This is a genomic window from Affinirhizobium lemnae, from assembly GCF_022968395.1.
GTDB classification, from domain to species: Bacteria; Pseudomonadota; Alphaproteobacteria; order Rhizobiales; family Rhizobiaceae; genus Neorhizobium; species Neorhizobium lemnae.
On record NZ_JALJQZ010000022.1, the window covers coordinates 63505 to 69625 of the forward strand.

Below are 6121 nucleotides of genomic sequence, written 5' to 3' on the forward strand. Positions count from 1 at the left end.
AGCGCCTTTACCGTTCAACATCGTCATACTCTGAAATGCAAGTTGATCCGGACAAGGCTCGTCATAGGTCAACGAGTCCGATAGACCGGACAGGCCCTTCAATCAACTGTCATCCCTCATGTTCGCCATTTCCCTACCGGACCCAATCTTTTTTGCCGCCGCCATTCCGGCGGTTTCGCTCGTTGGCCTGTCCAAAGGTGGGCTCGGTGGCGCCTTCGCGCTGATCGGCGTGCCGCTGATGGCAATGGTGGTGACCCCGGTGGACGCCGCTGCCATTTTTCTGCCGATCCTCATCATCATGGATTTGGTCGCGCTCTATGCTTGGCGGAACTTCAACGACCGCAAGCTACTGCTGACGCTGCTTCCTGGATGCATCATCGGCATCGCGCTCGGCTGGGCGACATCGGCCTATGTTCCGGATGACGCACTGCGCTTCGTCATCGCCGTGTCCATGATCCTGTTTGCCAGCCGCTATTTCTATCAAACCTATGGGCCTCATCGTGCTACGCCCGTGGAAGCAACCGGACTTCGCAAGGGTCCGGCACTCTTCTGGGGTACCATCTCTGGTTATGGCAGTTTCGTCGCCCATGCGGGCGGCCCACCCTTCCAGATCTACGCCCTGCCCTTGAAGCTCGATCCGAAGAATTACACCGGCGCCAGCGTTCGTCTGTTTGCCATCGTCAATGCGGTGAAGGTCATCCCCTACGTGGCGCTGGGCGCTCTCGATACGAAAAACCTGACGCTTTCGTTCACGCTGCTCCCCGTCGCTCTGATCTCCACCATGGCGGGCGCATACATCGTCAAAAAGCTCAAGCCGGACGTGTTTTATCCGCTTGCTTACGGACTGGGGCTGTTCGCCGCGATCAAGTTGCTCTACGACTCGCTGCCCCTCTGAGAAGGCTTGCCGAGAAGGTCATTTCGCACCGCACAAATCCGCTTGCTGAGGGCATGAACTTCGCGTAGCGTGCTTGCATGTCGACCGATCCTTTTGCAGCCATTGCCGACCCCAATCGTCGCCACCTGCTGGAAGAGCTGAGGCGCGCCCCGCGCACGGTCAACGAACTGGCGGAAGGCCTGCCGATCAGCCGCCCTGCGGTTTCGCAGCACCTGAAGGCTTTGCTCGACAGCAATCTGGTCACGGTGACGTCCGAAGGCACGCGCCGCATCTATTCCGTGAATATCAAGGGATTCCAGAAGCTGAATATCTGGCTCGACCAGTTCTGGGCCTGACGATTCCGGCCCGGATATGCAGGGGCTTAAGCGTGTCGCGATCTTTCAGATTCGCTCCTGACGCTTTAACTCTTTGCTTTATCGCGTGTCGTTATCGCAAAACCGCGGCACACTTTTGCGCGACACGCTCTTGCGGTCAGCTTTCCCGCCCCCTTCAAAGAGATCGCCGCCTGCGGATCTGTCCGATCCACGGCGGCGATCAATCTTCAAAAACTCATAAACGATCGCGATAGCGTCAGTGCTTCGTCTTTTTGAGGCGTTCCAGTTCATCCTTCAGGCGCAGCTTGCGCCGTTTCAGCATGGCAATTTGTGTGTCATCGGAGGATGGGGACGCTAGAACTGACTGGAGCTCCTCCTCAAGAGCACCATGTTTCTTCTCGAGCGATGCGATATGAGCCTGAATGGTCATGTGGCACGTCCTTCCTTTTGTTCTCCGGCCACCAGCTCCCCTGAGCCAGCGGCTTTTGGTTTGCGAAGGAATTGTGACATGATCCGCCTGCTTTGTCGAAGGCGAAATAGGGGCTTCTCCGTGGCAAATTGGTGGTATTGATTAAATGTGAATAAATCCCCGAAGATGCATGACCCTGCGTGAACTGTCGTGAAACAGGCGGGCTCGGACAACTTTTCAACGTCCATCAAAATTGTCTATTATTTTCAGTCGCTTGGTAGACCAACAGCTGCGATTTGCCACTGCGAGCGGTTTAGCTTCTCTTATCTTTGCGCAAGATTGGATGCATCGCCAAAAGCCTTTCCAACGCTTTTACTGCGCGATCTACTAGTCGCTTGGCAGGTTTGATGCTAGGAGCATGCCTGCATTCCCCGGCGATACAAAGACCGGATTGAAAATGTGGGGACATACAGACGATGGCCGATCAGGAACAGGCGGATATCAGGCTGGCGCTGGCGCGCCTCCGGCAGGAACACGAAGACTACGATGCCGCCATCAACGCCATGATCGCGACCGGTTGCGAGGCCCTGCGCATCCAACGGATGAAGAAAAAGAAACTCGCCATCAAGGATAAGATGACGAAGCTGGAAGACCAGATTATTCCCGACATCATCGCGTGAGCACGGAGGACGTGAGCTTGCCGCAGGAGAGACCGCCGGTTGCCATCATCATGGGAAGCCAGTCCGACTGGGAAACCATGAAGAATGCTGCAGACATGCTGGATGCGCTGGATGTCGGCTATGAAGCCCGCATCGTGTCTGCGCACCGCACGCCGGACCGCATGGTTGCCTTTGCCAAGGGTGCGCGGGAGGAAGGTTTCCAGGTCATCATCGCCGGAGCTGGCGGTGCCGCCCATCTGCCGGGAATGGTGGCCGCACTCACCGCCCTTCCGGTCTTCGGTGTACCGGTTCAATCGCGCACCATGTCGGGCATGGATAGTCTCTATTCCATCGTCCAGATGCCTGCCGGCATTCCCGTCGGAACACTGGCCATCGGGCGCGCAGGTGCCGTCAACGCGGCCCTTCTCGCAGCAGCCGTGCTTGCACTGTCCGATCCGGATCTGGCCGACAGGCTGGATGAATACCGCGCACGCCAGACGGCGTCCGTTGCAGACTATCCCATCGACGAGGCGCCATGACGCTTTCCACCATCGGCATTATCGGCGGCGGCCAGTTGGGCCGCATGCTTGCCATGGCCGCAGCCCGGCTGAATTTCCGCACCATCGTTCTGGAACCACAGCCAGACTGCCCGGCAGCACAGGCTGCCAACGAACAGATCGTGGCCGCCTATGATGATCCCGTAGCGCTGGAACGGCTGGCGGCAAGTTGCGACGTCGTCACCTACGAATTCGAGAACGTGCCTGTCAGCGCCGCCGAGGCTTTGGCAGAAAGGCGACCGGTCTATCCGCCCGCGAAAGCGCTTGAAGTGGCGCAGGACCGACTCCACGAAAAGCGCTTTCTGAACCAGTGCGGCATCGAGACGGCGCGTTTTCATGCCATCGAATCGCAAGAGGAACTTGAAAGCGCGCTTGCCGATTTCGGCGGCCAGGGCGTCCTGAAGACGCGCAGGCTCGGTTATGATGGCAAGGGCCAGCGCGTGTTTCGCTCGGCGGACGAGAGTGCCGCAGGCGTTTTCGATGCCATGGGCGGCGTGCCGCTGATTCTCGAGAGCTTTGTTGCTTTCGAACGTGAAGTTTCGGTCATCGCCGCCCGCAGCATCAGCGGCGAGATGCAGACCTTTGATCTGGCGGAGAATGTGCACCGCAACGGTATTCTGCACACCTCCACCCTGCCTGCGAAAATCAGTTCGTCCACGGCCGATGCGGCAAGACAGGCAGCCGAGCGCCTGCTCTCCGGCCTCTCCTATGTGGGCGTCATCGGCATGGAATTCTTCGTCATGGCCGATGGAACGCTGATTGCCAACGAAATTGCCCCCCGTGTGCACAATTCGGGACACTGGACGGAAGCGGCCTGCGTGGTCTCCCAGTTCGAGCAGCACATCCGCGCGGTCGCGGGCCTGCCACTTGGAAATCCTGCCCGGCATTCGGACTGTGTCATGACCAATCTCATCGCCGATGATATCGAGCAGTTGAACGATTGGCTCTCCAGACCGCATGTGCTGGTTCATCTTTACGGCAAGGCGGAGTCGCGTCCTGGCCGCAAAATGGGCCATGTCACCGAGCTTTTGCGGTGAAAAGCCCTTCTCCGCAGGGGCTTGTCGGTTGACAGGCTGCTGGTGAACCTGTATCCACCCTCCATCCTAAAGGGCGCGCTGTAAATGCGCGCTTTTGATTGTCAGAGACTTAAGGGCTCTAGCGCCCTGAAATACGCGGACCAGAACAATGAAGATCAAGAACTCGCTCAAAGCGCTTAAGGCCCGTCATCGCGATAACCGTCTGGTTCGCCGCAAGGGCCGCGTTTACATCATCAACAAGCAGAACCCACGCTTCAAGGCTCGTCAGGGCTGATATCGACGGAAGCTGCCTTTGGGCAGCTTCGACATCACGTTGTCGATAACGTGTGTTTTTTGTTTTGAAACTCGGCGCATGCGGATTAAATCTATCCCATGCGCCGATTTCGTTTGACCATCGCCATTCTGTCCTCCGCTTTGCTCTGCTGCCCTGTGGGCGCGCAACAACCAGGGACAGGCGTGCCATCAAGCCCACCGCTCACGGGCCAGGCACCTGCTCCCCAAGCCAGACCTCCTCAACCTACCCCCAGTCAACCTTCGCCCCTTCAGCCCCTGCCGCCGAAGCCGGGTGCGGTCACCGTTCCTGCAGGCACTCAGGCTGCAGTTCCTGCCGAGCCACCGATCACCGATCCGAAACTGGCTCAGGACAAGCTGCTGAAAGATCTGGGCCGGGAGCGCGACGCGGCAAAGGCAAAAGAGATCGCCAACAAGATCATTGCGAACTGGAATGCATCCGACAGCCCGACGGTCGATCTCTTGATGCAATGGGCAAACAAGTCGATTGCGGAAAAGAAGAACGCTGCCGCTCTGGATTTTCTGGATGAGGTGACGGTTCTGAAACCTGACTATATCGAAGGATGGAATCGCCGTGCAACGCTGCATTACACGATGGGCGACAGGCGGAAATCCATGACGGACATCAATCAGGTTCTGCAGCGGGAACCTCGCCATTTCCCTGCTTTGGCGGGCATGGCAACGATTCTGATGGAAAACGGACAGGATGAGCTTGCGTTGAAAGCATGGGAACGCTTTCTTGCCATCTATCCTGCGGAACGGGACGCGCAGGAGAACGTTACCAAGCTTTCCGAGAAACTGGCTGGCAGCCGTACCTGATTCCCATCCGAGGCATTCCCCCTGTCCTATATCATCATCGCTCTGATCATCGTCGCAGCGCTTGTCGCGGGCCTGTTTGGCTTCACCGCCTGGCAGGCCAAGGTTATTGAGGACACGTATCCGAACATCGGCACGCTGACCGATGTCGGCGGCTTCAAGATGAACGCCCTGCACGTGCCCGCCGGGCCGAATGCAGATCTGCCGCCGATCGTCTTCGTCCATGGCGCAAGTGGCAACCTGCGGGATCAGGAGGCAGCCTTCCTCGGGCCACTGAGAGGCCGCGCAGAACTGCTCTTCGTTGATCGCCCTGGTCACGGCTATTCAGAACGTGGCGGGCCTGAAAACGCCTATCCCGACGGTCAGGCGGACGCGATCGCCAGACTGATGGAGGCGTACGGCATTCGCAAAGCCGTGATCGTGGGCCATTCCTTCGGCGGCGCCATCGTCGCCAGTTTTGCCCTCAACCATCCGGACAAGGTCATCGGCTCGTTGTTCCTGGCCCCCGCCACTCATCCATGGCCGGGCGGTATCGACTGGCACTACAGGGTAACATCGACGCCGGTCATTGGCTGGCTATTCAGCCATACGGTGGTCATGCCTGCTGGCCTGACGATCCTGGACGCCGCCACCAAGAGCGTGTTCGCCCCCAATAGACGCCGCAAGACCTATGTGACCGAAGGTGCCCCTGCCCTTGTTCTGCGCCCGGCGAACTTCCAGTATAATGCACAGGACGTTGCCAATCTTCTCGACTACGTAACCCGTGTCTCCCCACGCTATCCGGAAATCCAGACGCCTGCCGTAATCATCACCGGCGACGACGATCCGGTCGTTCTGGCAAACATTCACTCGGTGGGATTACGACGCGACATCAAGAATTCGGAGCTGATCTGGCTGAAGGGTGTCGGCCACAAGCCGGACTATGTGGCGACCGATCTGGCAATTGCAGCCATTGAAAAGCTTTCCGGCCAACCGCGCGATCTGCAAGCGCTTGCGAAGGAGGTGGATGCGCGCGTGGCACGGGAGAATGCAACTCAGTAGTCGCCCAGGTAGCTCTCGCATTAAGTCAAGTCATAACCTCCACCAGAGGTGGAGGTTTGAAACGCTGCGCTTGAACCGCTAGAAGCGGTTTTGCTATAAGTT

9 protein-coding genes are annotated in these 6121 nt (G+C 58.3%); 8 read left to right on the forward strand and 1 reads right to left on the reverse strand.

Features of this window, described 5'->3' with window-relative positions; all coding sequences use genetic code 11:
• Positions 1-118 precede the first annotated feature (118 nt).
• Complete coding sequence (locus MUU53_RS14505; protein WP_247261524.1) at positions 119-895, forward strand: sulfite exporter TauE/SafE family protein; 777 nt, start codon at positions 119-121, stop codon at positions 893-895.
• Between the two features lie 77 nt (positions 896-972).
• Entirely contained in the window at positions 973-1230 is a 258-nt protein-coding gene (locus MUU53_RS14510) for an ArsR/SmtB family transcription factor (protein ID WP_062555702.1), read from the forward strand.
• A 235-nt stretch (positions 1231-1465) separates the two neighbouring features.
• On the opposite strand, the gene MUU53_RS14515 is transcribed toward MUU53_RS14510, so the two are convergent.
• Entirely contained in the window at positions 1466-1639 is a 174-nt protein-coding gene (locus MUU53_RS14515) for a YdcH family protein (protein ID WP_082547245.1), read from the reverse strand.
• Positions 1640-2094: 455 nt separating this feature from the next.
• On the opposite strand from MUU53_RS14515, the gene MUU53_RS14520 reads away from it, so the two are divergent.
• From MUU53_RS14520 to MUU53_RS14545, 6 genes are all read left to right on the forward strand, one after another.
• Positions 2095-2298 (forward strand): YdcH family protein, encoded by a 204-nt coding sequence (locus MUU53_RS14520; protein ID WP_062555703.1) that lies wholly within the window; start codon positions 2095-2097, stop codon positions 2296-2298.
• Between the two features lie 17 nt (positions 2299-2315).
• The gene (purE, locus tag MUU53_RS14525; protein WP_137133540.1) at positions 2316-2816 is read left to right on the forward strand and encodes a 5-(carboxyamino)imidazole ribonucleotide mutase; all 501 of its coding nucleotides are present in this window, start codon (positions 2316-2318) and stop codon (positions 2814-2816) included.
• A complete protein-coding gene (locus MUU53_RS14530) occupies positions 2813-3871 on the forward strand; it encodes a 5-(carboxyamino)imidazole ribonucleotide synthase (protein ID WP_247261525.1) in 1059 nt (352 codons plus the stop codon). Before purE ends, MUU53_RS14530 begins: the two co-directional genes overlap by 4 nt.
• A 148-nt stretch (positions 3872-4019) precedes the next feature.
• Positions 4020-4145 carry a type B 50S ribosomal protein L36 gene (ykgO, locus tag MUU53_RS14535; protein ID WP_003497670.1) on the forward strand — a complete coding sequence of 42 codons (126 nt, stop codon included), beginning with the start codon at positions 4020-4022 and terminating at the stop codon, positions 4143-4145.
• A 98-nt stretch (positions 4146-4243) separates the two neighbouring features.
• Positions 4244-4981: a tetratricopeptide repeat protein gene (locus MUU53_RS14540; RefSeq protein ID WP_247261526.1), complete on the forward strand. Its 738-nt coding sequence runs from the start codon at positions 4244-4246 to the stop codon at positions 4979-4981.
• 159 nt (positions 4982-5140) lie between these two features.
• A complete protein-coding gene (locus MUU53_RS14545; RefSeq protein ID WP_343229114.1) occupies positions 5141-6019 on the forward strand; it encodes an alpha/beta fold hydrolase in 879 nt (292 codons plus the stop codon).
• Positions 6020-6121: the final 102 nt, after the last annotated feature.